The 24699-nt window shown below is 56.4% G+C and carries 19 protein-coding genes; 10 read left to right on the top strand and 9 right to left on the bottom strand.

Annotation, left to right across the window (positions count from 1 at the left end; all coding sequences use genetic code 11):
* A complete protein-coding gene (locus OZ410_RS10275; protein WP_277707873.1) occupies nt 1-384 on the top strand; it encodes a RidA family protein in 384 nt (127 codons plus the stop codon).
* Between the two features lie 448 nt (nt 385-832).
* Here the strand turns inward: OZ410_RS10275 and OZ410_RS10270 are convergent, their stop codons facing one another.
* From OZ410_RS10270 to OZ410_RS10255, 4 genes are all read right to left on the bottom strand, one after another.
* Nucleotides 833-1684, bottom strand: coding sequence for an N-acetylglucosamine kinase (locus tag OZ410_RS10270; RefSeq protein WP_277707872.1), 852 nt, complete (start codon nt 1682-1684; stop codon nt 833-835).
* A 91-nt stretch (nt 1685-1775) separates the two neighbouring features.
* Nucleotides 1776-2777 carry a type I glyceraldehyde-3-phosphate dehydrogenase gene (gene gap, locus OZ410_RS10265; protein ID WP_277707871.1) on the bottom strand — a complete coding sequence of 334 codons (1002 nt, stop codon included), beginning with the start codon at nt 2775-2777 and terminating at the stop codon, nt 1776-1778.
* An 18-nt stretch (nt 2778-2795) separates the two neighbouring features.
* Complete coding sequence (gene pfkA / locus OZ410_RS10260) at nt 2796-3782, bottom strand: 6-phosphofructokinase (RefSeq protein ID WP_277707870.1); 987 nt, start codon at nt 3780-3782, stop codon at nt 2796-2798.
* A gap of 143 nt (nt 3783-3925) precedes the next feature.
* Nucleotides 3926-8362: a translocation/assembly module TamB domain-containing protein gene (locus tag OZ410_RS10255; protein ID WP_277707869.1), complete on the bottom strand. Its 4437-nt coding sequence runs from the start codon at nt 8360-8362 to the stop codon at nt 3926-3928.
* 107 nt (nt 8363-8469) lie between these two features.
* Between OZ410_RS10255 and tsaD the strand changes: the two genes are divergently transcribed.
* The 7 genes from tsaD (at nt 8470) to OZ410_RS10220 (ending at nt 14987) form a co-directional block, all read left to right on the top strand.
* On the top strand, nt 8470-9498 hold the full coding sequence (tsaD, locus tag OZ410_RS10250) for a tRNA (adenosine(37)-N6)-threonylcarbamoyltransferase complex transferase subunit TsaD (protein ID WP_277707868.1): 1029 nt from the start codon (nt 8470-8472) through the stop codon (nt 9496-9498).
* Nucleotides 9499-9528: 30 nt separating this feature from the next.
* Nucleotides 9529-9864 (top strand): TfoX/Sxy family protein, encoded by a 336-nt coding sequence (locus OZ410_RS10245; RefSeq protein WP_277707867.1) that lies wholly within the window; start codon nt 9529-9531, stop codon nt 9862-9864.
* A 7-nt stretch (nt 9865-9871) separates the two neighbouring features.
* Complete coding sequence (locus tag OZ410_RS10240) at nt 9872-10579, top strand: 16S rRNA (uracil(1498)-N(3))-methyltransferase (protein ID WP_277707866.1); 708 nt, start codon at nt 9872-9874, stop codon at nt 10577-10579.
* Nucleotides 10580-10640: 61 nt separating this feature from the next.
* The gene (locus tag OZ410_RS10235; protein ID WP_277707865.1) at nt 10641-11285 is read left to right on the top strand and encodes a DUF4159 domain-containing protein; all 645 of its coding nucleotides are present in this window, start codon (nt 10641-10643) and stop codon (nt 11283-11285) included.
* A gap of 4 nt (nt 11286-11289) precedes the next feature.
* On the top strand, nt 11290-12390 hold the full coding sequence (locus tag OZ410_RS10230) for an AI-2E family transporter (RefSeq protein WP_277707864.1): 1101 nt from the start codon (nt 11290-11292) through the stop codon (nt 12388-12390).
* Between the two features lie 73 nt (nt 12391-12463).
* On the top strand, nt 12464-13576 hold the full coding sequence (locus tag OZ410_RS10225) for a class I SAM-dependent methyltransferase (protein ID WP_277707863.1): 1113 nt from the start codon (nt 12464-12466) through the stop codon (nt 13574-13576).
* Between the two features lie 43 nt (nt 13577-13619).
* A complete protein-coding gene (locus tag OZ410_RS10220) occupies nt 13620-14987 on the top strand; it encodes a Gfo/Idh/MocA family protein (protein ID WP_277707862.1) in 1368 nt (455 codons plus the stop codon).
* 4 nt (nt 14988-14991) lie between these two features.
* Here the strand turns inward: OZ410_RS10220 and OZ410_RS10215 are convergent, their stop codons facing one another.
* On the bottom strand, nt 14992-15906 hold the full coding sequence (locus tag OZ410_RS10215; protein WP_277707861.1) for an alpha/beta hydrolase: 915 nt from the start codon (nt 15904-15906) through the stop codon (nt 14992-14994).
* 9 nt (nt 15907-15915) lie between these two features.
* Nucleotides 15916-16659 carry a M15 family metallopeptidase gene (locus tag OZ410_RS10210; RefSeq protein ID WP_277707860.1) on the bottom strand — a complete coding sequence of 248 codons (744 nt, stop codon included), beginning with the start codon at nt 16657-16659 and terminating at the stop codon, nt 15916-15918.
* Nucleotides 16660-16747: 88 nt separating this feature from the next.
* Between OZ410_RS10210 and OZ410_RS10205 the strand changes: the two genes are divergently transcribed.
* On the top strand, nt 16748-17836 hold the full coding sequence (locus OZ410_RS10205; RefSeq protein WP_277707859.1) for a glycoside hydrolase family 130 protein: 1089 nt from the start codon (nt 16748-16750) through the stop codon (nt 17834-17836).
* Here OZ410_RS10205 and OZ410_RS10200 read toward each other — a convergent pair.
* From OZ410_RS10200 to OZ410_RS10190, 3 genes are read right to left on the bottom strand one after another with little or no spacing between them, the layout of a single operon-like run.
* Nucleotides 17833-18660, bottom strand: a complete 828-nt coding sequence (locus OZ410_RS10200) for a sugar phosphate isomerase/epimerase family protein (protein WP_277707858.1) — start codon at nt 18658-18660, stop codon at nt 17833-17835. The two genes, OZ410_RS10205 and OZ410_RS10200, sit on opposite strands and share 4 nt — an antisense overlap.
* A 5-nt stretch (nt 18661-18665) precedes the next feature.
* Nucleotides 18666-19379, bottom strand: coding sequence for a gluconate 2-dehydrogenase subunit 3 family protein (locus OZ410_RS10195; RefSeq protein WP_277707857.1), 714 nt, complete (start codon nt 19377-19379; stop codon nt 18666-18668).
* 1 nt (nt 19380) lies between these two features.
* Nucleotides 19381-21099 (bottom strand): GMC family oxidoreductase, encoded by a 1719-nt coding sequence (locus tag OZ410_RS10190; RefSeq protein WP_277707856.1) that lies wholly within the window; start codon nt 21097-21099, stop codon nt 19381-19383.
* 250 nt (nt 21100-21349) lie between these two features.
* Here OZ410_RS10190 and OZ410_RS10185 point away from each other — a divergent pair, with 250 nt between their 5' ends.
* Complete coding sequence (locus OZ410_RS10185; RefSeq protein WP_277707855.1) at nt 21350-24673, top strand: SusC/RagA family TonB-linked outer membrane protein; 3324 nt, start codon at nt 21350-21352, stop codon at nt 24671-24673.
* The last annotated feature ends 26 nt before the right edge of the window (nt 24674-24699 follow it).

Raw genomic sequence — 24699 nt, 5'->3', positions numbered from 1 at the left:
ATGAAAAAGATCATCCAGACCCCCGATGCCCCGGCCCCTATAGGCCCGTACAGCCAGGCCGTGATGGCCGGCAACACCCTGTACCTCTCCGGGCAAATTGCCCTTGACCCGACCAGCGGCGAGCTGGTCTCCGGCTCTATTGAAGACGAAACCCAGCAGGTCATGGATAACCTGAAGGCGGTCCTTTCGGCTGCCGGACTTGGTTTTGAGCATGTGGTCAAGGCCAGCATCTTTGTAAACGACATGAACCAGTTTAGCCGCATCAATGCCGTGTACAGCGGGTACTTTGACCCCGAGACAGCCCCTGCCCGGGAAACCGTGGAAGTGGCCAACCTGCCGCGGTTTGTGAACGTGGAGATTTCCATGATTGCGGTTAAGGATTAAATCCGGGAAGCCCGCACCCCTCTTGTTTTTCCATGATGCCCCTATTTGCGGGCCGAAGGTTCCCGTGGCAGTTATCCTGATATAGGTGCCGGGGCCTCCAGCCCCGCCCCGGGGTGAAGTTACCGCATGATCGTGCAAGATTCATGCAGGCTTTAGGGTTCTGATTGGGGCCTCCAGCCCCACCCCAGGGTAAATTTACCCCGCGAAACTGCAATCCCCTTTCCCGGAAGGAACCGGCTGAAAGCCAGCAATTTTTGGAGGAATAAAACCGTTAGGGTGGGGAGCCCCCACCCCCTGGATGCAAGCTATCGCCGTGCCCTGCCATACACAAGCAGTATCCTTACCCTTCAGGCTTCTATCGCAAAAAGCTTCCCTGGCAGGGGACCAAAACAAAGTAAGCCCTGGAATAGGGCTTACTCATTAATTCGAAAAGGACAGATACGTACGGTCAGATCGTTTCCTTATGGAATTCCATCAACCCGTCAATGGGGCGCTGGCGGATCTGGCCCAGGACCAGGTCGTTGCGCTCCACCACTGCCTTGAGTTCATCCTGCAGGTAGTAGGCAATGCTGCCCACAAAATGTACGGGCACCTTGGTGGCCAGCTCAAACTGCATCACATGGTTGTTGATGAATTGCTGGAAACCTTTATCGATAACCCCTTTGCAGTACGGATGGTCCCGGTGCTCTACAATGAAGCGGGCGAAGGTGGCCAGGTAGGTGTTGGGGTTGGGTTTCTTGTACAGGTTCTCCTTGATCACGTCTGCATCCAGGTTGTACTCCTTATCGAAAAGCAGGGACAGGTCCTGCGGCATTTTGTGATAGAAGTAATCCCGGATAAGCTTGCGCCCGAAAAAGTTCCCGCTGCCGTCGTCCATAAGGATATACCCCAGGGAGGTCACCTTCTGGATCAGTTGGTGGCCGTCGTAGTAGCTGCAATTGGACCCGGTTCCCAGAATACAAACAATGCCCTGGTGCCCGATGCGGGTCGTGGAGTAGATGGCGGCATAGGTATCTTCCTTGACCTCCACTTTCGCTTTCGGAAAAAATTCACGGAAAATCTTTTTCAGAAACCGCCGCATACGGTCGGTGCCGCAACCGGCCCCGTAAAAGTAGAGCCGTTCTACCTTGTGGGCATTCCGGGCCAGTTCAAAGTTATTGGCCAGTCGCTCCTCAATCACTTCCTTGGAGAGCACCTCAGGGCTCAGGCCCAGGGTTTGGGTCATAAATACCTGCTCCCCTTTGGAGTCCAGGGCAATCCAGTCCGCCTTGGTGGCGCCGCTATCGGTAATCAGGATCATAGGCTGTTGAGATCAAAAAAAGGGACCTGTGCCCCCTGCCGGGTACGGCATTTCCGGACAGGTCCCTCCTTGTTTGGTGTGAAACTTAGCGTTACAGGCTGTTTACGTGCAGGGCGAGGTCGATGAGCTTGTTGGAATAGCCCGCCTCGTTGTCGTACCAGGAAACCACCTTAAAGAACCGGCTGCTGAGCTCAATCCCGGCACCGGCATCGAAGATACTGGTACGGGCGTCCCCGATAAAGTCCTGGGAAACCACGTCTTCCTCTGTATAGCCCAGGATACCTTTCAGGGATCCTTCAGAAGCTTCTTTCATGGCTTTTTTAATGCCCTCGTAGGAGGTCTCTTTTTCCAGACGCACCGTCAGGTCCACTACAGAAACGTCGGCGGTGGGTACGCGGAAGGCCATCCCGGTAAGCTTGCCCTTAAGGGCCGGAATCACCTTGGTTACGGCCTTGGCCGCCCCGGTGGAGGCCGGGATAATATTCAGCAGGGCGCTGCGGCCGCCGCGGTAATCCTTGCGGGTGGGGCCGTCTACAGTCAGCTGGGTAGCCGTGGTAGCGTGTACGGTAGTCATCAGGCCTTCTTCAATCCCAAAGGTGTCGTCCAGTACCTTGGCAATGGGCGCCAGGCAGTTGGTGGTACAGCTCGCATTGGAAACGATGTTGTCCGACGCCTTGGCTTCGTGGTGGTTAACACCCATCACGAACATAGGGGCATCTGCGGAAGGGGCGGAAATCACCACCTTTTTGGCGCCACCATCCAGGTGCTTCTGAGCCATATCGAGGGTAGTAAAGATCCCGGTGCATTCGGCAACCACATCGGCGCCCACTTCATCCCATTTCAGGTTGGCGGGGTCGCGCTCCGCAGTAATGCGTACATGCTTCCCGTTTACCACCAGGTGCCCGTCCTTAACGTCTACGGTACCGTTAAAGCGACCGTGTACGGAGTCGTATTTCAGGAGGTAGGCCAGGTGCTCCACGTCCAGCAGGTCGTTGATCGCCACTACCTCTACATTATCGCGTTCGAAAGTGGAACGGAATACCATACGGCCGATCCGTCCAAATCCATTAATTCCAATTCGCATTGATGCCATTTTTGTTCTGATTTTTAGTTATACGGTCATAATGTCGGAAACCCGGATGAGTTCCCTGTCTATTGAGGTGTGCCCTTTAATCGCCTCTTCGATAGGCGTGAGCACAATTTCGTTGTCTATAATCCCCACCATCAGGTTGGTCTTGCCTTCCAGCAGGGCTTCCACGGCGCGTACGCCCATGCGGCTGGCCAGCACCCGGTCGAAGGCGCTGGGGGTACCGCCCCGCTGCATGTGACCCAGTACGGAAACCCGTACATCGTAAATGGGCAGGTGCTCTTCTACGTACTGCTTGAGTTCAAAGACGTTTTTGCCCGTTTTATCCCCTTCGGCTACCACTACGATACTGGAGGATTTTCCGGATTTCTTGCTGCGCTTCAAAGATTCCAGTAAGCGCTCGAGCCCCAGGTTTTCTTCCGGGATCAGGATTTCCTCGGCCCCGGCTCCTACTCCGGCATTCAGGGCGATGTGGCCCACGTCACGGCCCATCACTTCCACAAAAAAGAGGCGGTTGTGGGAGCTGGCCGTATCCCGGATCTTGTCAATGGCTTCCACTACCGTATTCAGGGCGGTATCGAAGCCCAGGGTATATCGGGTACCCGTAATGTCGTTATCGATGGTGCCGGGAATCCCGATAACCGGGAACCCGTATTCCTTATTGAAAATAGTCGCGCCCCGGAAGCTGCCGTCCCCGCCAATGACCACAAAACCTTCTATCCCGGCTTTGCGGAGCTGGTCATAAGCCGTTTTCCGGCCTTCAGGTGTTTTGAATTCCAGGCAGCGGGCAGACTTCAGGATGGTCCCGCCCTTATTGATGATATTGTTCACGCTACGGGCATCCATTGGGGCGAAGTCCCCTTCGATCATGCCCTGGTACCCCCGGTAGATACCTACGCACTCGATTTCCAGGTACGCGCAGGTCCGGACAACGGAACGGATAGCGGCATTCATCCCGGGGGAATCCCCTCCGGAGGTCATGACCGCAATCTTTTTGATGGGTTTCTCCATGGAAAAAAATGAATGGCAAAATTAACAAACTTTAACCAAATAAGGAATTGCCCGGGACGAATTCTGACTGCAGTGGGGGTCGAAAACGATTTCGTAACGAAAAAAGCGGAAAACCGAAGGAAATGTAAAAAACCTGGCCTTCCTTAAAAAGGTTTTTGATTTTTGGAATAAAAACGTATCAAACTGTCTTTCCCCATAACGGCCTCGGGACGGGGGCGGCCGGAAAGGCTGTCTGCCGGATTTCCGGGGGGCTGGGCCGGGGCTTTAGCGCGTTTTTTCAGCACCTGTTGTAGTAAGTCCCGGAAGCTGTTAAAATCTACCTCGTAGGAGAGTCCCACCCCCTGGGTATACCCCTGCCGTTCCGCCAGGAAGGACTGGATCTCGTTCTGGCGGTTAAAGATCCGCATGCTCAGGGTACCCTCCTTGTTGAGCAAGAGTTGCACCTCCGCATCCCCGGCCACTGCGGATTCGCTTACTCCGCCCACCGGGACCCCGAAGCGCCCGTTAAACAGGATACGGTCGCTAATGCGGGTAGAAACGGTTACCCCGATGCGGTCTTCGGTATTCACCTCGGCGTTGGGGTCGTTGTAGCCGGCTTCATAGGAAACGCCCAGGTTAAAGTTTTCGTCCCCTCCCCCCAGCACCTGGTTAAAGAGGTTGGTAGTAGCCGAACCGATCAGGCTTCCGGCCACGGCACTCTGGTTCAGGCCGCTGCCGTCTGCCACAAAGGTGCCCTGTGCCAACAGGAAAATGGCGTTTCGTTCTTCTACTGTAGGGTCTTGCAGGCGGTATTCCAGTTCGGATTTCACAATGGAACTGGTGCCCGGAAATTCGATATCAAAGTCCACCGTGGGCTGTTCCAGCTCACCGGTTAGGCGCACCAGTACTTCCGTGGGGATGCTCTGGGAAAAGCGATTGTTCTCCAGCAAGGGGGCGGGGTTGGCATTGAGCGTATAGACCGCCTCCATGTTCAGGCTGGCCGCCAGGGGATCGCCGTCCCAGTTGATGGTCCCCCCCGGTTTAACCCGGAAGGTCCGGTCGATCACCCCCCCGGATTTAAAGTTGTACACCCCGTTGACCACTACGAAATCCCCCAGCATATTGAACTTGCCGTTCGTATTGATTTCAATAAAGATAAGGCCTGCCCCGGTCCCTTTCAGGGAACTCCCGGTTTGCTGGTCCACCACAATTTCCACCTCGGCTTCGGGGGTTACATCCAGGTCAAAGTTCAGCTCCAGCCCCTGGTATTCCTTCAATTGGCGTGAGGCCTCCACCGTCTGCCGGCTGCCCTTTTCCACAAAGTTGATAAAACTGTAATCCCCTACCGAGGCCACGTCGCTGATGGGGATTTTCAGGGAAGTCCCCCGGGCTGTAGCCCCCACAAAATCAATATTCAGGGCCGTCGTCCGGCCGTGGATGCGCCCCTCCCCGGCGGCAAAGGCCTGCCCATAATACAGGGCCTCCTCTTCGTAGCCGGTATTGAGGATCAAAAAGCGGTCGCCCTGGGTGTCTACCTTGAGGTTCAGCCGCCAGTCGTCAAAAAACTGGTGGGTAATGGTCCCGTCCAGCAGGGCGTGGGTTCCCTCAGCCGTATCGGTCAGGCGGATGTTCTGAAAATCGAAGATTTGCTGCTGCAGGCGCACCACCGAATTAGGCGCAAAGGCGTAGTTGACATTCAGGTAAGGGATGGCCAGGCCGGCGTCGTTCAGGGTCAGCAGGCCGGATATATCGGGGTTCCGGATATCGCCCCGGATGCGGGCAGTTCCGTCAATCCCTCCCCGGATCTGGTCAATAACCCCCTCACCCAGGGGGTTAAAGGGTTCCAGGGCAAAATCCGAGAAGCTGGCGGTAAGGTTGGCTTCCGGTATCTCCCCCTGGTTCAGGACAGTCCCGATGACCGAGAATTTTTCACGCCCGCCCTCCGTTATCTGGGTGTTTACGGAAAACTCGGAGAGGTCCTTGTTCCCGACAATCCCGAAATCCAGCTGCCCCAGCTGGGCCCCGTTGATCCCGAAATCCGAGATAGTCAGGTTGCCGATGGGCAGGTAGATATCGTCCTCCTGCCGCACATTGAGTACCCCGTTTACTTCCCCGCTTAACTTGAGGCTGTCTATGGCCGGGGTGATCTTGTCCAGGGAAACAATTTTAAAGCGCAACTCCAGGTCTTTATAGGTAGAGTCCGCCAGCTCCCCGCTCAGCACAATCTCTTCCCGCGCTTCGTTGTTCATCACGATCTCCTCGATGCGAATACTGTCCAGGGTGCGGTTTACGATCACTTTATTTCGGTCATTCCCGCTGCGGTTCAGCATCCAGGTGTTCCCCTTAAAACTCACGTCCGACCGCTTCAGGCCGATTACGGATTTATTCCCTTCCGCAAAGGTGTGGTAAAAGTTCAGGTTGTAGGTGTCGTTGTACTGGCTGCCCCCTTTGAACTCCGTACGGAAAAACAGGGTGTCGTTCAGGGTGGTGTTAATCAGTTCGAAGTCCTTGAGATCGTAATAGACGGTTTCTACGTCCGCTACGGAAACATAGGTGTTAAACAGGGGGTTCTTGTTGTCGATACGCACATCCACCTCCCCCAGGTGGTTGCCGAAGGCCGTGATGTCCGGGGATTTAAAAGTGAGTTTAAAGTCCCCCTGGTCGGCCACAATATCGCCCCGCATAAAGGTGTTCGGGCCCAGGGAAACCTGCGGGTAAAAGGCCTCCACAATCTTGTTGTAGATCCGGAAATTAAAACTGAGCTGCTGCCCTTGGGAAATCTCGTAGGGTTTATAGTTGGTATAAATACTGCCGATGGAATTTTGCACCAGTTTGCCCAGCTCCCGCACCCGGAACTTCCCTTGCATATAACCGGTTATAATATCCGGGGAGTTGATTTCGATGGTGCGTACGGAATCTTCGTCCATCCGGGAGGCCACCTGGAAATCCTCAAAGTAATAGGTGTTGGCAGCATTGCGGAACTGAGTCTGGCTAAAGCGCATATTCCCCCGGATGTTGTCCGGGTCGTTCCCCGTGATGTCCATATCGATGTTCCCCCTGAAAACCGATACCGAATCCTTGATAATATTAAGGGCGCTCAGGTCTGCGCGGTCTACCGAGGCTACAAAATTGAAGGTGTTGGGCTGGTTGCCAAAATCCGCCAGCCCCTTAAAGGTAAAGACCAGGTTGGGATCCCGGGAGTTCAGGGAGCCGTCAAAGAGTTGGTCTTTCAACACCCCGGAAACGGAGATGTCCGAATAGGTATAATCGTTAAAGGTTAGGGCGTAAACCTCCCCGATTACCTCGGTGTTGAGGGTTTCCCGGGTAAAGCCCTCCCCTTCCACGTTAAAATCCAGGGACGTCCGCCCAAAGGCGGGATTGCCGGCAAAATCCCCCAGGTCAAAATCGATCAGGGAGATAAACCCACGGTAGGCGGCGGCATCTACCTGGTCTATCCCCGTCATGTCCAAATCCGCATAACAGTTTCCGATGCGACTGTTGATATTGACCTGGGCATTCACGGAATTCTCGGTAATCCGGGAAGCGCCCCTAACGGTGAACTGCCCCAGCTTTTCCAGGGAGGAAGGCAGGGTTTCCCCCAGCAGGTTGGGCATAAGCCCGCGCATCTGGTAGTAGGTGGTGGTGATGTCACGGATCTGGGCGTCCAACTGAAAGGCCCCGTCCTTGCGGAACAAATTCTGGAAGTCAAAGGTGCCCCTGATCCCGGTCTGGTCCGTAACCAGCAGCAGGTCTTCCAGTTTCAGGGCGTTCAGGGTACCGGAAACCCGGGTGCTGAAGGTGGCACTTCGGCCGGATCCGAAGACATCGTACAGGCGGTTGACCTCGTCCAGGCTTACCTCCGAGGCATCGAAATAGGCCGTAAGCTGCACCTTATCCGTAAATTGCACCAGGTCTTCCCGCTGGTAGTCGAATACCAGCCCCCCTTTCAGGTCGGAACCTGGGGTGCGGATGCGCAGGGAGTCAAAGCGCATCTGTTCCCGCGTATAGGTAAACTCCGTGGCCAGGGTATCGATCTGCAGGTCCCGGGGGCTTTTAAGCGCCAGTTCGCGGATGGAGGCGCGTACCTCCGGCCCCAAAATCGTAAAGGCATCCGCCTCGATGTTCAGGTCTGAAAAATCCAGGATCTGGGGTTTTTCCAGGTTTTCGTCCCGGAGGGAAAACCGGCTGTTTTCTATCCGGATGGATGAGGCGTAAAAGTAAAAGGGAGGCGTACCGGGGGGCCGGGGCTGGCCGTCGTCCAGCTTGTCGATAAAGATGCCCAGGTTGGTATCCGGGGCATCCGGGTAGGTCTTCAGGTTCAGGTAGAGCCGCTCAATGTCGATGTCCCCGAATTCGAGGTTGCCCTGCAGCAGGTCGCGCAGGCTCAAAACCGAGGTGTTGAGTTTTTCAATGTGGGCCAGGGTGTCGCCCTGGTAGTCGCGGATAAAGATATCCCTCAGGGCCGTGTTCCAGCTGATCAGGGAAATGCCCAGGCGGTCAATGCGGATGTCCGTGCCAAAATCCCGGTTAATCCGCTCGGTAGCCATCCGGGCAAGACGGGTCTGCACGGCCGGGAGGGAAAGGATCACCGTTCCCAGCACGCAACACACCAGGATAATGAGCAGGGTGCGGATGACTATTTTCCGAAGTTTCCTGATAGGGCCTATTGTTTTACCTTTGCGTATCCAAAATTCGTTCCATTTTCACGGTGAGCAAAGCGCCTGTATACATCCTGGCTATTGAATCCTCCTGCGACGACACTTCGGCCGCCGTCCTGCGGGACCGAAAGGCCCTCAGCAATGTGGTGGCTACCCAGCACATCCACGAGGCCTATGGCGGTGTGGTTCCGGAATTGGCTTCCCGGGCGCACCAGCTTCACATCGTCCCTTTGGTGCACCAGGCCTTGGCTCAAGCAAATATCGACAAAAAACAGCTATCCGCCATAGCATTTACGCGGGGTCCGGGCCTGCTCGGCTCCCTGCTGGTAGGCACCTCTTTTGCCAAGTCGCTGGCGCTGGGGCTGAACATCCCGCTGCTGGCGGTAAACCACATGGAGGCCCATGTGCTGGCCCACTTCCTGGAAGCCCCGGGCATGACCGCCCCGCCCTTCCCTTTTCTGGCCATGACCATCAGCGGGGGGCATACCCAAATCCTGAGGGTAGAAGACCATTTTAAAATGGAGGTGTTGGGTGAGACCCTGGACGATGCTGTAGGCGAAGCCTTCGACAAAAGCGCAAAGTTGCTGGGGTTCCCGTATCCCGGCGGGCCCATGGTAGACCGGATGGCTTCCCAGGGAGACCCCAGGCGCTTCCGCTTTCCCATTCCCAAAGTGCCCGGCCTGAATTTCAGTTTCAGCGGCCTGAAGACCAGCATCCTGTATTTCCTGCAACAGGAAACCGAAAAGGATTCGGATTTTGTGGCCAAGAATCTCCCGGACCTCTGCGCCTCCATCCAGCACACCATTGTGACCATCCTGATGCAAAAGCTGCGCAAAGCCAGCGAACAGACCGGAATCCGCCACATTGCCATAGGCGGCGGGGTATCGGCCAACAGCGGGATACGCCAGGCGCTCAAAGCGGAGGAAAGCCGCCTGAGGTGGATTACCTACCTCCCTCCTTTTGAATACTGTACGGACAACGCTGCGATGATAGGAATTGTGGGGCATTTAAAGTATCTTGAAAAGGATTTTTCGGACCTGCGCGTAACCGCCAAAGCCCGGTTCCGGATTGGCAGCTAAAACCCGATCGCCCTGGCCTACGATACTACATTGGAAAACCGGATCAATGAGATCCTCCTGGCCCGGCCGGACGGGGCCCACCACCATATGACCTGTAAAAAGATGTTTGGCGGGCTGGCCTACCTGTACAAAGGCAAAATGAGTGTGGGGATTATGGGTCCGGAGTTGATGGCCCGTGTCCCTGCCGCCCTAATGGATACAGCCCTGGAACAGCCGGGGGCCCGCCCTATGGATTTTACCGGGCGGGTGATGCGGGAATTCATACAGGTAAGCCCGGAGGGGTTCGCCAAGGACGCGGATCTGGAGCGCTGGCTGGACTGGGGCCTGGCCCATGCCCGTCAAAAAAGCGGGGAAACCCAAGACTAACCGTACTATGAACTACTTCTACCACCCTACCCTGGACGGGAGCGTAACCCAATTTGCCTTTAACCCGGAAGAAAGCCGGCACATCGTGAAGGTACTGCGCAAACGCGAAGGCGATGTCATGCACATCACCAATGGCAAAGGCGATATATTCCGGGCCGAAATCCTGGAAGCCAACCCCAAGCGCTGCATGGGACGCATCCGCGATGCCCGCCGGGTACACCCTAAACGATTCCACCTGCATATGGTGGTGGCGCCCACCAAGAAAACAGACCGGTTTGAGTGGTTCCTGGAAAAGGCCACGGAAATCGGGGTAAATGAGATTACCCCTCTAATTTGTGCCCATTCCGAGCGGCGCGCCCTGTCGATGGACCGACTGCAAAGGGTAGTACAGGAGGCCATGAAACAAAGCCTCCGGGCCTATTTGCCCCAACTGAATCCATCCCAAAGTTTTGCGGATTTCCTCAAACAACCCCAACCCACCCTGAAGTTTATCGCCCATTGCCAGGAAGACGAAAAAGTAGAGCTGAAGCGCCGTCTGGCAGCCGACCAGGATGTGGTGGTACTGATCGGGCCGGAAGGGGATTTTAGCCCGGAGGAAATCCAGCAGGCCGAAGATGCCGGGTTCCTGCCGGTATCTTTGGGGGAGAGCCGCCTGCGTACCGAAACCGCAGCCCTGGTGGCCTGCACGGTGGTGAACCTGATTAACCACGGCTAGGCCGGTTCGGGTTCCCCGATTATCACTATTTTTGAGATTGCCCCATCAGAATTCCAGCCCTATGCAACGCCCTCTCTATGTTTGTTTGCTTATCCTGTTCCTGCACGCCGGGTATGGGCAGCAGGTGGCTGTGCTGAAATATCAGGGTGGGGGCGACTGGTACGCCAACCCTACGGCCCTGCCCAATTTGGTGCAATTTTGCAACACCGCCATCGGGACGGCCCTGGAGGCACGGACCGCTACCGTTTCGGCAGAGAGCCCGGACCTCTTCCAGTACCCGCTGCTCCATATGACCGGGCACGGGAATGTGCTGTTCAACGAGGCGGAAATCGAAAACCTGCGCACCTATCTGCTAAGCGGAGGCTTCCTCCATATCGACGACAATTACGGCATGGCGCCCTACCTGCAGGAACAACTGCCCCGGTTATTCCCGGATAAAACCCTGGAAGAGCTGCCGGCCGACCATCCCATTTTCAAAGGCCCTTTTGCCTTTCCGGAAGGACTTCCCAAAATCCACGAACACGACGGGAAGCGACCCCAGGCTTTTGGATACACCCACCAGGGGCGGCTGGTGTTGCTCTTTACCTACGAATCCGATCTGGGTGACGGGTGGGAGGATCCCGAGGTCCACAACGACCCCGAGGCCGTGCGCCTGAAAGCCCTGCGGATGGGGGCCAATATTGTGAATTACGCCTTTAAAAACTAAACGGATGAATGCCAAAATCCTAGCCAACGGCATCCTGCGCGCCGTGCTGATCCTCGCCGGCCTGGTCCTGCTGGCCTACTTTCTATACCTGGTGCGTTCGGTGATTGCCTATGTGCTGATTGCCGCGGTGGTGGCCCTGATCGGGCGGCCTTTGGTACTGCTGTTGCGCCGCCGGCTTAAATTCCCGAATACCCTGGCCGTGGTGGTTGCCATGGTCCTGATGCTGGGGGTGGTTACCGGGCTGGTGGCACTTTTTGTTCCTGTCCTGACGGAACAGGGACGGAATTTATCCCTGCTCGACATGGATGGCCTGCAAAACGACCTGCTTCGGCTCTATGAAGAAATAACGGCTTACCTGGGTACCTCTCCCCAGTCCGTTAGCGCGTTGGTTAAGCAGACGGAAATCGGGGGGAATATGATGCACGAGCTGGACTTCAGCTTTATCCCCAAACTCCTCAATTCCTTCCTGGGGGTTTTAAGCAGCCTGAGCATCGGGTTGTTTTCGGTCCTGTTCATTTCATTTTTCTTTTTGAAAGACAGCCGGCTTTTTGAAGGGTCATTGCTCACCCTGGTCCCGGATGAAAAAGAGGGCCGGATGCGTCAATCCATTGAAAAAATCAAGGGGTTGTTATCCCGCTATTTCATCGGTTTGTTGGGGCAGGTTCTGGTCCTGTTTATCATCTACACGGTGGTGCTGCTTTTGGTCGGGATTGAGAACGCCCTGGTCATTGCTTTTTTATGTGCCCTCTTCAATGTGATCCCCTATGTGGGACCCATCATCGGAGGGGTCATTATGGTGGTGCTGACCATGACCAGTAACCTGGGTTCAGACTTCCAGACCGAGATCCTCCCAAACGTGGGTTGGGTACTCCTGGGGCTGGCCATAGGGCAGGCCGTGGACAACTTCATTTCCCAGCCGCTGATCTTCTCCAGCAGCGTGCGTTCCCACCCCCTGGAAATCTTCCTGGTGATCATCATTGCCGGGTTGCTGTTCGGGGTGGTCGGCATGATCGTTGCGGTACCCGGATACACCGCTTTAAAGGTCATTTTAAAGGAATTCCTGGCCGAAAATAAGATCGTAAACCGACTCACAAAAGATCTTTAGCTTCACTTTGAATAAGGATATTTTAAATACTGGCGCACAGAATTTTATAAAAAATAATTTAAGCACTGACATTGTGTCAGTAGCCCTTTCCGGGAGCCCCTTTCCAGGGGTTTCGGCCCGGGAACTGGCCGAGCAACTGGCCGGGGCGCAAACCCTCTCCAAAAAGGCGCCGGAGTGGGCACAAAAACCTGGGGTATACTACCCGCCCAAGGTGCATTTGGAACAGGCTTCCTCCGGGGTAACAGCCCGCTACAAAACCAGGCTGGCACAGGGTAAAATCCTGGTCGACCTGACCGGGGGAATGGGGTTGGACAGCTACTATTTTTCACGTGTTTTTGATACCGTACACTACTGCGAAGCGGCACCTCATTTGGCGGAAATCACCGCCCATAATTTCCAGGTGCTGGGCGCCAAAAATATCAAAGTGCAGCAGGGGGACGGCATGGAAATTTTACAGGTTCTGCTCCGGGAAAATACCTCCCCGGACTGGATCTATCTGGACCCCTCGCGAAGGGATGCTTCAGGGGGTCGGGTGATCCGGTTGGAAGCCTACCAACCCAACATCCTGGAATGGCAGGACAGCTTGCTGGAAACCGGGGCCCGGATCCTGATGAAGACCGCTCCCCTGCTGGACCTTACCCAGGGCCTGCGTGCAATTAAAAATGTAAGGCAGGTACATGTGGTGGGCGTACGCAATGAAGCGAGGGAATTGTTGTGGATCCTGGAGCCCGGTTTTGAGGGCGAACCCGAGATCATCAGCACGGACCTGGAACGGGACCACTGGCCGGATTTCCGGTTTACCCCTGCAGCGGAGCAAAAAGCCCAGGCCCGTTTTACGCCCCCTTCCGCCTATCTTTACGAGCCCCATGCCGCCCTGATGAAGGCAGGCCCCTTTAAGCTGATCTCCGAGCGCTTTGGGCTGGCCAAACTGCACCCTAGCAGCCACCTCTACACAGGGCCCGAAGCCATTGCGTTTCCGGGCCGGCGGTTCCGTATTCTGAATATCGGACCCTATAAGGCCAAAAATCCCCCGGCTCGAAAGGCCCACGTGGTTTCCAGAAACTTTCCCATGTCCGTAGCCCAGATCCGCAAGCGCAGCCGGATAGCCCCGGGCGGCGATACGTACCTCTTTTTCACCACCCTGGCCGGTCAGGGTCCTGTGGTCATTACCACCCAGCCCTGCTAGTCGCCAATTTGCTATCTTTAGGAACCACCAATAGCAACCGACCATGGAACACCCGCATTTTAACATCAACCGCCGGCGATTTGTACAAGGCGCCGGCGCCCTGGCCCTGCTCTCCGGGCTGGGCGCCTATGGCATGGACTGGACCTCCCGCAGCACCCCCTGGAAAGTGGGGCTGATCGGCACGGGATGGTATGGCAAAATGGACCTCTGGCGCCTGATGCAGGTAGCCCCGGTACAGGTACAGGCCCTCTGCGATGTAGACCGGCAGCTGCTCGAGGAAGCCGCAGCCATGGTCTTGGAGCGGCAGCCCGGCTCCCGGCCGCGCCTCTTCAAGGATTACCGGGAAATGCTGGCAGATACCGAGCTCGACATTGTCCTGATTGCCACCCCGGACCACTGGCATGCACTGATTGCCATTGAGGCTATCCGCAGCGGGGCCCATGTATACCTGCAAAAACCCATTAGTGTGGACGTACTGGAAGGAGAGGCCATCCTGGCTGCCGCCCGCAAATACAAGCGCACCGTGCAAATCGGTACCCAGCGCCGCTCTACCCCCCACCTGCAGGAAGCCAAAAAACGGTTTATAGATACCGGAATGCTGGGTAAAGTAGGGCATGTGGAAATGTGCTGTTATTATCACATGCGGGCCAATGGCAACCCGCCCCTGCAGGAGGTTCCGGATTTCCTGGATTACGACCTGTGGACGGGCCCTGCCCCCTACCGCCCCTACGACGGGCTGCCCCACCGGCGGTGGTGGCGCACCTTTATGGAATACGGGAACGGGATTATGGGCGATATGTGCGTGCATATGCTGGATACGGTCCGCTGGATGCTGGACCTGGGCTGGCCCGAGCGCATTAGTTCCGAAGGCGGGATTTATGTACAAAAAGACGGGAAATCGAACATTGCGGACACCCAGTCTGCGGTTTTTGAATACCCGGATTTCAGTTGCCACTGGCAGCACCGCACCTGGGGCACCCCGGCAGACCCGCAGTATCCCTGGGCCTTTAAGATCTACGGGGAAAAAGGCACCCTGGCCGGCAGCGTCATGCAGTACGATTTCTTCCCGGCAGGCGGCGGGGAACCCATTCACGGGGATGTGATCTACGAACGGGAAAAATACCCGGGAGACGTAACCGAAGTGGACATCGAGCTGCATGCGGTACCTGCTACCCGCCGGCACATGCTGGATTTCCTCTCGGCCATCGAAACCGGCAACCTGCCCTTTGCAGACATTGAGCAGGGCCATATTTCCTCGGCCAGTTGCATCCTGGCCAACCTGGCCATGCAGGTCGGGCGACCCCTCCGGTACGACCCGGTACGCAAGGAAATTAAGGGAGACCCGGAAGCCAGTAAGCTCCTGCGCCGCCCCTACCGGGAAGGCTATGAGCACCCGTATCCGGTATCCTGAGGGCTTAGTACGCTTGTAGCCAGGCGGCCAGCCACTCCAACCAGTGCGACAGGTGAGGCTCCTTCTTAGCCATGGCAAACCCATGCCCGCCGGCAGGTACTACATGCAGGGTTGCTGCAACCCCATTTTCCCGAAGAGCCTGGTAGTATAACAAGCTGTTTTCCACGGGAACCAGTCCGTCGTCGGTGGCGTGCAACAGGAATGCCGGAGGGGTTTTGGGACCCGTCTGTAATTCCGGGGAGAAAAAACGCTGCAGGTCGGGGTCGGGTTCCGGCCCCAACAGGCCTGCCCGGGAACCGGCGTGCACGGCGTCCGTGGTGAAGCTGATCACGGGGTAGATCAGGGCGGAGAAATCCGGGCGGGCGCTCAGGCTGTCCCGGGCATCTACAGGAGGATACACTTCCGATGCATACTGGGTGCTGAGGCTGGCCGCCAGGTGGCCGCCGGCAGAAAAGCCCATCACCCCGATCCGGGCAGGATCCACCCCCCATTCGCCTGCATGGGCCCGTACCAGGCGCATGGCCCGCTGGGCATCCGACAATGGGATCAGTTCCGGTTTCCCGGCCGAACGGGAAACCGGCAGGCGGTATTTCACTACGATCCCGGCAATCCCCTGCTGGTTCAGCCATTTGGCAAAGTGGGTGCCTTCCCAGTGATAGGCCAGGATATGGTACCCGCCCCCGGGAAATATCAAAACCGCCTGCCCGGTTTTAAGGTCCTCCGGTGGCAGGTAAACGGCCAGGTCCGGCGTTTGAACCTTACTGATCCGCAAAATGTTGGTGCTGTCCCGCACTTCCGTTTCGTCCGTAGGGACGCGATAGGGGATTTCCCCTTCCGGCCAGAGCGGCAGGCGATGGTCCTGGGCCTGCAGCCCTAAGCATAACAAAACGGCGCAGCCGTAAATGAGATTTCTAAGCATGGTACTGTTTTATAGGGTTGTGCAGGGCCAGACAAAATCCGCTACCGGATCTGCCGAGGCGGCCCTAAGGTTGTAATGCCACCATTCCGTCCGGATGGACCAGAACCCGAAACGCTCCATGGTTTCCTTCAGGATGCGGCGGTTTTCCAATACAGTGCCGGGCAGGTCGGTATGGTCGTGGTGGGCACGGGGGCCGAAAAAATCAAAATCCGTCCCCATATCCAGCTTCTCCCCGTCCAGGGTTTCAAGGGTAATGTCCACGGCGCCACCCCGGTTGTGGATGGACCCTTTCACGGGGTTGGCCACATACTGGGGGTTGGGTACCAGTTCCCACATCTTGTACTGCACGGAATTGGGCCGGTAGCAGTCAAAAAAACGAATGCGGTACCCCAGCTGCCGGAAGGCGGCATTGGCCTGCAGCAGCGCCTTTGCCGTCTTGGCCCGGGTGTAACACTCTGCACATGGGTATACCACGGCCTTCAGGAAATTATCCGCAGTGGCATAGCGCAGCTCATACCCGAACTGGTCGCTGTAGTCTGCCAGGCGCACAAAGGCGGTATCTGCAAGGGTTTCCAGGGGTGGCGGGGCGGGTGGGGTTTCCACCGGCGGGGTAACCACAACGGTATCCGGCGGCGCGGGTTGGGCCATTGAAGGGGCCGCAGGCGGCTGCTTGGCCTGGCGGCCGCAGGCTGCCGCACACAGGGCAACCAGCACAAACATTCGGGTAAGCGGTCTTAACGGGCTGCGTTCCATGCAGAGGGTTTGCCTTAAAGATAGCCATTTTCCTATCCTAGGCAGAACCTGGGCCGGGGATTGTATCTTTAGGGCAAAATACGGTACCATGCGCCACTTTATCCTTCCCCTATTCCTGCTTGTTCTGGCCTCTTGTGCAACGGAAGAGCCCTGGATGCTCGGTTTTGAAAAACCCGAAGGCCAGCCCATCCTGGCTCCGGATGCCTCCTATGTTTTTGACTGCCCCATGCAGGGCCGGGAAGTGCACTGGCAACAAGCCGATGTCTTCAACCCGGGCGCTGTAGTGCGCAACGACACCGTTTTCCTGTTATTTCGGGCCGAAGACAACCCGGATGCCCGCCTGGGGGAGCGGACTTCCCGCATTGGGCTGGCCTGGAGCACGGATGGCTTGCATTTTTCACGTTACCCGCAGCCCGTACTCTACCCCGAACCCGGCCCCATGAGCCAATGGGATTACCCCGGAGGGGTGGAAGACCCGCGGGTAGTGGAGCTCGAGGACGGCACCTACCTGATGCTCTACACCAGCTGGAACCGGGATGTGGCCCGCCTTTCCAGCGCCACTTCGCCGGACCTGCGGCACTGGACCAAACACGGGCCGGTCTTCGAAACCGCCCACCACGGGGCCTTCCTGGACCATTGGAGTAAATCCGGATCGGTGGTGACGGAATTGAAGGATGGCCGGCTGATCGCCAAAAAAATCGACGGAAAATACTACATGTACTGGGGGGAACTCTTTGTGAATGTGGCGGTTTCCGAGGACGGCAGGGACTGGACTCCTTTGCTGGACGAAAATGGGGAATTGCTCAAACCCTTCCTCCCTACCCCCGAAGACTTTGACAGCCACCTGACCGAACCGGGCCCCCCGGCCCTGTATACGGAAAATGGTATCCTGCTCCTGTACAACGGGAAAAACCTGTCCGGGGAGGGTGCAGGCACCCAAACCCCCGAAGGCAGCTATTGCGGGGGGCAGGCCTTATTCAGCGGGGAGGATCCCACCCGCCTGCTGGGCCGCCTGGAAACGCCTTTTATCTGCCCAAGCCTGCCCCACGAGGTAAGCGGGCAATACCAGGCCGGCACCACCTTTATTGAAGGCCTGGTGTTTTATAAAAACCAGTGGTTCCTGTACTACGGCACTGCAGATTCCATGGTAGGGGTAGCAGTTCGGCCGGCGGACTAGAGGCCCCTCAGAAAGGTCAGGCTCTGGGGCACCTGCTCCAGCACCCGGCTGGACTCGTCCTCGATAAACATATACCGAATACCCAGTTCAGCCCCGCGGCGCACCAGGGCGGCCACATCGATCTGGCCGGTACCCAGTACCACGTTGGTTTCCACATCCTCGTGGCCGGAGTCATTTCCTTTAACCCCTTGGGCCATGTCTTTCAGGTGCATCAGCACCCACTTGTCCGGGTAGCGATTCAGGAGCTCCAGGGGGTCGGCCCCGCCGTGGAAGACCCAGTAGATATCCATTTCAAAGGCAAAGTGCTCGGCCTGTTGCGCCATGAGGTCAAACAAGGTGACTTCACCATAGGATCTGAATTCATACCCGTGGGCATGATAAGCCAGGGTAAGCCCGGCAGCTTCCATGACCTTCCCGGCCCTGTTGAATACAGCAATAGCCTCCTCGGTTTCCTTCAGGCCAAAAGCATCCCCTTTGTGGGGGATCCAGGCACACATCACATAGGAGGCCCCGAAGGCTTTGGCTTTTTCGGCCACAGCCTCCGGCTGGTCCCGGAGTTCGTCATACGAAGCGCCAATGCCGGCGGTCTTTAGCCCGTATTTCCCGAGCAACTCAAGGAATTCTTCCTGGGTATACCCATAGGTCCCCCCGCCTTCAATATAGGTCACGCCCCAGTCCCGGATCTGGGCAAGGCTGCCTTCCACGTCCTGGGAAAACTGGTTGCGAAGGCTGTAGAGCTGCAGCCCGAATTCCTGGGCCTGCATCCCGGCTCCCGAAAGCAGGAGGGTGCCGACCAGCAACATACGGTATATGGTGTTTTTCATAAGTATCATGTTAACAGGTTTCCATCCTCGTCCCATTCGGCAATGACGCCCCGCTGGCTCTGGTCCACGCATTTGGCAAGCCACTCCTCCTCATAGGCCAGGCCGTGCTTGTCCAGCACATGCTGGGGCACCCCATCCCAAATGTTCGGCACATTGCCTTTATAGCCCAGTTCGGCTATGCCCGGTTTGGAGGTGTAATACCCGCATACGGTAAGGTTGCGCACCAGGCTGAAGAACTGGATCTCCAGGGGGTGTTCCCGCATGGGGACCTGGGCATCGTAAAAGGCAATGCCATCCATGATCTGGTGCTGTTGCTCCTGGGAAGCCGCCTTAAATTCCAGGTTGTACTCGGTATTGCTTTTATGGTCCAGCCACATTAATCCCCCGCGCAGGGTCACCTGCAGTTCCGGGATATCTTTAGCCATAAATTCCATAAAATCCGGTACCCCGGCCTCCAGGGGACCGCCGTATTCCTCCACTGGGGGGAGGATGCGTTCGGCCAGCACGGAAAGGGTTTCCCGCTCATGCGGCGTAAAAAAGGTTTCGGCGTTCAGCTTTTCGATCAGCTCCAGTTCTTCCGGGGTGCGGCCAAAATACCGCTCGGCCCCTTGCGTAACTGCGTCCTGGAGTTCGGCATCGTCCATTTTGCAGCCCTGCAGGGCCAGCCCCCCGGCCAGGGAGCCGAGAACGATGGATTTGAGACTTTCTCTTCTGTCCATATCAGATGTTTTGTTGCTTGAGTTGTTCTACAATATACTCGGAAGCCCTCCAGGAAAGGGCCAGGATGGTCCAGGTGCAGTTCTTGTCCGCCTGGGACACAAAAGGCCCGGCATCCGTTATGAATACGTTGTCGGCCTCGTGCAGCTGCTGGAAGCGGTTAGTGACCGAGGTTCTGGGATCGTCCCCCATGCGGGTGGTCCCCACCTCGTGGATGATGCGCCCGGGGGTGGCCAGGCCGTAATCCTGTTCGGCTGTGGGGGTATCCCCCAGCACTTCGCCCCCCATATTGTGGATGAGCTCCTCGAAGGTGGCCTGCATATGGCGGGCCTGCCTGCGTTCCAGGTCGGACCATTTATAGTGGAAGCGCAGCACCGGGATTCCGAATTCGTCCACCGTGGTGGGGTCGATCTCGCAGTAGTTGTCCTTCCTCGCAATGGATTCGCCCCGGCCGCCAAAGCCAAGGACGGAACCGTAGTACTTTTTCACGTCCTTCCGCAACTGGTCCCCGTAGCCTCCCGTAGGCAGGCCAAAGAACTTGTTGAAATCGTTGACATTGAAACCGAAGCCGTAATTGGGCATTCCCATGCCGCCCCATACCTCAATATGGTAGCCGCGGGGGAAATCCAGGGTTTTGTTGTCTCCCCACCAGGGCGAGTACACGTGCATACCCCCTACCCCGTCTTCGTTATAGATTTCCCGGTTCATCAGGTCCGGGATAAAACCGGCCCGGCTGCTGCCGGTGGAATCGTGGAGGTACTTCCCGACCAGGTCGCTGCCGTTACCCAGCCCGTTGGGGTGCTGGGGGCTTTTGGAATTCAGCAGGATACGGGCGGAACTGCAGGCCGAGGCCGCCAGGACCACCACCCGGCCTTTCAGTTTGTATTCCTTCCGGTCTTCCTTATTGATATAGGAAACCCCGGTAGCCTTTCCGTTGGCATCGGTGGTTACCTCCCGCACCACGCAATTGGTGAAGAGGTCTACCTGGCCCCGGCCCTTCTGGGCGGGGAAGATCAGGCAGGAGCCCGCGGAAAAATCCGCATATACCTGGCAGGCACGGGAGCACTGCCCACAGTAGAAGCATACGCCCCTTTCGTTGTTGATCTTCTTGGTGAGCATGGACATGCGCGACGGGTAAACCGGGATTCCGGTCTTACGCGCACCTTTTATATAATAGAGTTCATGCAGCCTGGGTTTGGGTGGCGGCAGGAAGAACCCGTCCGGATCGTTGGGCAGCCCCTCGTTGGTGCCGAACACCCCGATAAGTTTATCTACCTTGTCGTAATAGGGTTTGATGTCCTCATAGCCAATAGGCCAGTTATCGCCCAGGCCGTCCACATCCTTGTGCTTGAAATCCTTGGGGCCGAAGCGGAGGGAGATCCGCCCCCAGTGGTTGGTACGCCCGCCCAGCATATGGGAGCGGAACCAATCGAACTTGGTGCCGTCCTTATGGGTATAGGGTTCACCTTCAATTTCCCAGCCGCCGTATGCGGCATCCCATTCCCCAAAGGCGCGGGTGGTACCCGCACCCCGTCTGGGGGATTCGTACGGCCATTTTAACTGGGTTTGCTGTTTGGGGTCGGCGGGGTCGAAGAAAGGCCCGGCCTCAACTACGGCCACCTTAAGGCCGGCATCCGCCAAAACCTTGGTAGCCATCCCGCCTCCGGCACCGGACCCGACGATCACGGCATCGTAGACGGTAGCATTTTCTTTGATTTGCATGTATGTCTATTGGGGTTAGTTAGCTAATATGGAACCAAATTTAGAGATTGATAAATTTCCTCTAAAAATTTTAACAGAATAGAATCTTTTTGATAAAAATTTGCCCAGGTCCTCTTTATATTCCCCCTATTTTTAGTATTATTAACACTGTTTTTGGGTTTTTTTAACGTTATTTCGAAAACGTTTTCGGCTCAAGCTCGAATTAAACAAGTGTAAATCAAACATTTAACTAACTTAACAACTAAACATTATGATTCGAAACGCTGATTGGAATCCGATGGGGGTTCGCACCTTTTATAAGGGCCTCTTAGGATTTGTTGTGATGTTTTTGTGTTTCGGGTTGCTGCCCTTGCAGGCGGCCTCCGGGGCATCGAACAGAATTACCAGTGAAAATCCACTCCAGAACGTTATTTCAGGTACGGTAGTGGATGCGTACGGAGTACCACTGCCAGGCGCCAACGTCATTGTTCAGGGTACCACTCAGGGTACCCAGACGGATTTCGACGGGAACTTTACCCTCGAGGCCGACTCCAACGCAACACTTGTAGTGAGCTATCTGGGGTACGTGACACAGGCCGTACCGGTAAATGGCCGTTCCACCATCAATATTACGATGGCGGAAGATTCCCAGGCACTGGACGAAGTGATCGTTACGGGGTATACCACGGAGACCAAGCGGGAAACCACCGCTGCGGTATCTATCGTGAAGGCCGAAGAACTGGCCGCCATCCCCTCCGGTAACGTAGAACAACAGTTAGCCGGTCGTGTGGCCGGGGTAAACGTGGTTACCAACGGGCAGCCGGGTACCGCCAGCCAGATCCGTGTTCGCGGATTCGGGGCATTCGGGGGTAACGAGCCGCTGTACGTGGTGGACGGGGTGCCGATTAACGACATCTCCTTCCTGAACCCGGACGACATCGAGACCACCACCGTCCTGAAAGATGCGGCTGCCGCATCCATCTACGGGGCGCGTGCTGCCAACGGGGTAATTGTTTACACCACCAAGCAGGGTCGCCGCAACAAGAAGACCGAAATTTCCATCAACATCCAGAGCGGGGTTACCGATCCCAACGTAAACGGCTCTCCCAAAATGCTGAACCCGCAGCAAATGGCGGAGTGGACGCATATTGGATACGAGAACAACGCCGCTGCCAACGGGACCGCTCCCCAGTACACCCACCCGCAGTACGGGAACCAGGCTACGCCTTCCTTCCCGGATTACCTGCACGCCGACGGGCAGAACGGGGTAAGCGCTTCCGACATTGACCTGGCGCAGATCCAGGCCAACTACGAGGCCAACCCTGAGGATGTATTTTTGATCCGCCCGAACCTGGCCGGAACCAACTGGTACAAGGAAATTACCCGTACGGCTCCTGCCGTTCGCGCCAGCCTTGGTTTTAATGGAGGTACGGAAAACAGCCGTTTCTACGCTGGCTTGAGCCTGCAGTCCCTGGACGGGATCCTGCTGGAAAACGAGCAGGATCGTTACACCGCCCGCTTTAACAGCGAATGGGACATCACCCCCTGGCTTGCCATTGGGGAAAACCTGCAATTCACCTATAACTCTATTCGCGGCCAAAGCGGTGGCAACGGAGGGCAGGGGATTGCTAACGACGAATCCGAAGTACTTTCCGCTTACCGGATGCCTACTATCCTTCCCGTATTTGACGAATTCGGCAGCTACGCCAGTACCCGTGCCGCAGGTTTCAACAACCCGCGTAACCCGGTACGCCGTCTGAAGCAGGACCGCGGGGATGACCAGGCCTACTCCGTAAGTGGTTTCGGTAACCTGTACGCCCTGCTGAAGCCCATCGAGGGTATGGTGATCCGTACCAGCATCGGTGGAAACTACTACAGCTTCACCAACCGCGATTACAACTACCGCTACCTCGGGGATTCCGAGCCCCAGGCCAGCTTCAGCTTCAATGAAGGCCAGGAATACGGCTTCCAGTGGATCTGGACCAATACGGTTTCCTATGAAAAACTGATCGGCAAGCACGGTATTAAAGCCTTTGCCGGTATCGAGGCCATCGAAGGCGCCAGCACCCCGGTTACCGCTTCCCGCGGCCGCCGGATCCAGGGATCGGGTATCAACCCCTTCTCTACCGACCTGGACTTCGTAAACCTGCTTACCGTAGGCAGCCCGCAGGTACAGAGCTTTATCCGCAAAGGGGTAAACTTCAGCTCTATCTTCGGTAAAGTCGATTATAATTTTGATGAGAAATACTACCTGACCGGGGTAATCCGGCGGGATGGTTCCTCCGTTTTCGGTTCCAACAACCGCTACGGTACCTTCCCTGCGGTATCTGCCGCATGGCGGGTGATTGCCGAGCCCTTTATGCAGGATCAGGACATCTTTACCGACCTGAAAGTCCGCGGGGGCTGGGGTCAGATGGGTAACTCCAACAACGTGGATCCGGCCAACCAGTTCTCCCTGGCAGGTATTAACAATGGAAATACCCTTTACCCCGTCGATGGACAGAACAGCGGGGCCAATACAGGTTTTGCCACTACCCGTATCGGAAACCCCGATGCGAAATGGGAAACCTCTACCACGCTGAACATCGGTTTTGACGCTACCATCCTGGACGGTCACGTAGACGTGATCCTGGACTGGTGGAAGAAAGACACCGAAGACCTGCTCTTCACCGTGCCCCTGGCTGGTGTAACCGGAAACTTCGCCGCAGCACCTTCCCGTAACGTGGGGGCCATGCTGAACAAAGGGGTGGATTTCCAGATCATCGGCCGCGGTAGCATTACCGAGGACCTGACCTTCAGCGTAACCCTGAACAACTCCTTCCTGAAAAACGAAGTTGTGAAATTTGCCGATGGCATTGAGTTCCTGGATGGTGATACCTTCCGGGGTATCGCTCCCACCCGGAACCAGATCGGCAAGCCCCTGTCTTCCTTCTTTGGGTATGACGTGATCGGATACTTTAACTCCCAGGCCGAAGTGGACGGCGCTCCTGCACAGGACGGTGCCGGGGTTGGACGTTTCCGCTACCGGGATGTTAACGGCGACGGGGTGATCACTCCGGACGACCGTACCTACCTGGGCGATCCCGTTCCCGAGTACAGTGGTGGGGCCACTCTTACCCTGAACTACAAGAACTTCTCCATGGAGACGTTCTGGAACTGGGTAAGCGGGGTTGAAATCTTCAACCAGGGAAAATGGTTCCGCGATTTCTTCGGTACGTTCGAAGGTTCTGCCAAGGGTGTGGCTGCCCTGCGTTCCTGGACACCTGAACTCGGAAACAGCGCTGCAGCTCCCATCTGGGAAAGTGCCTCCAACCTCTCTACCAGTGGTGCATCCAACAGCTGGTATGTAGAAGACGGGGATTACATCCGCCTGCAACGCCTGGCGTTCATGTACAACTTTGACGACAACATCCTGGAATCCCTGGGTGTGAAGCGTTTCCAAATTGGAATATCTGCCAACAACATCTGGACCATGACCAAATATAGCGGACTGGATCCGGTTGTAGGTGGGGATGCCGATACCCGTTTTGGTATTGACGTAGGTAACTATCCCGTTACCCCTTCTTACCTGTTTAATGTGAATCTGTCACTGTAATCCTTTAAACATGTGTAAGATGAGAA

Source organism: Robiginitalea aestuariiviva, assembly GCF_029537735.1.
GTDB lineage: Bacteria > Bacteroidota > Bacteroidia > Flavobacteriales > Flavobacteriaceae > Robiginitalea > Robiginitalea aestuariiviva.
Note: the sequence above shows the minus strand (reverse complement) of the source record. Positions and strands in the feature narration are given on the sequence as shown.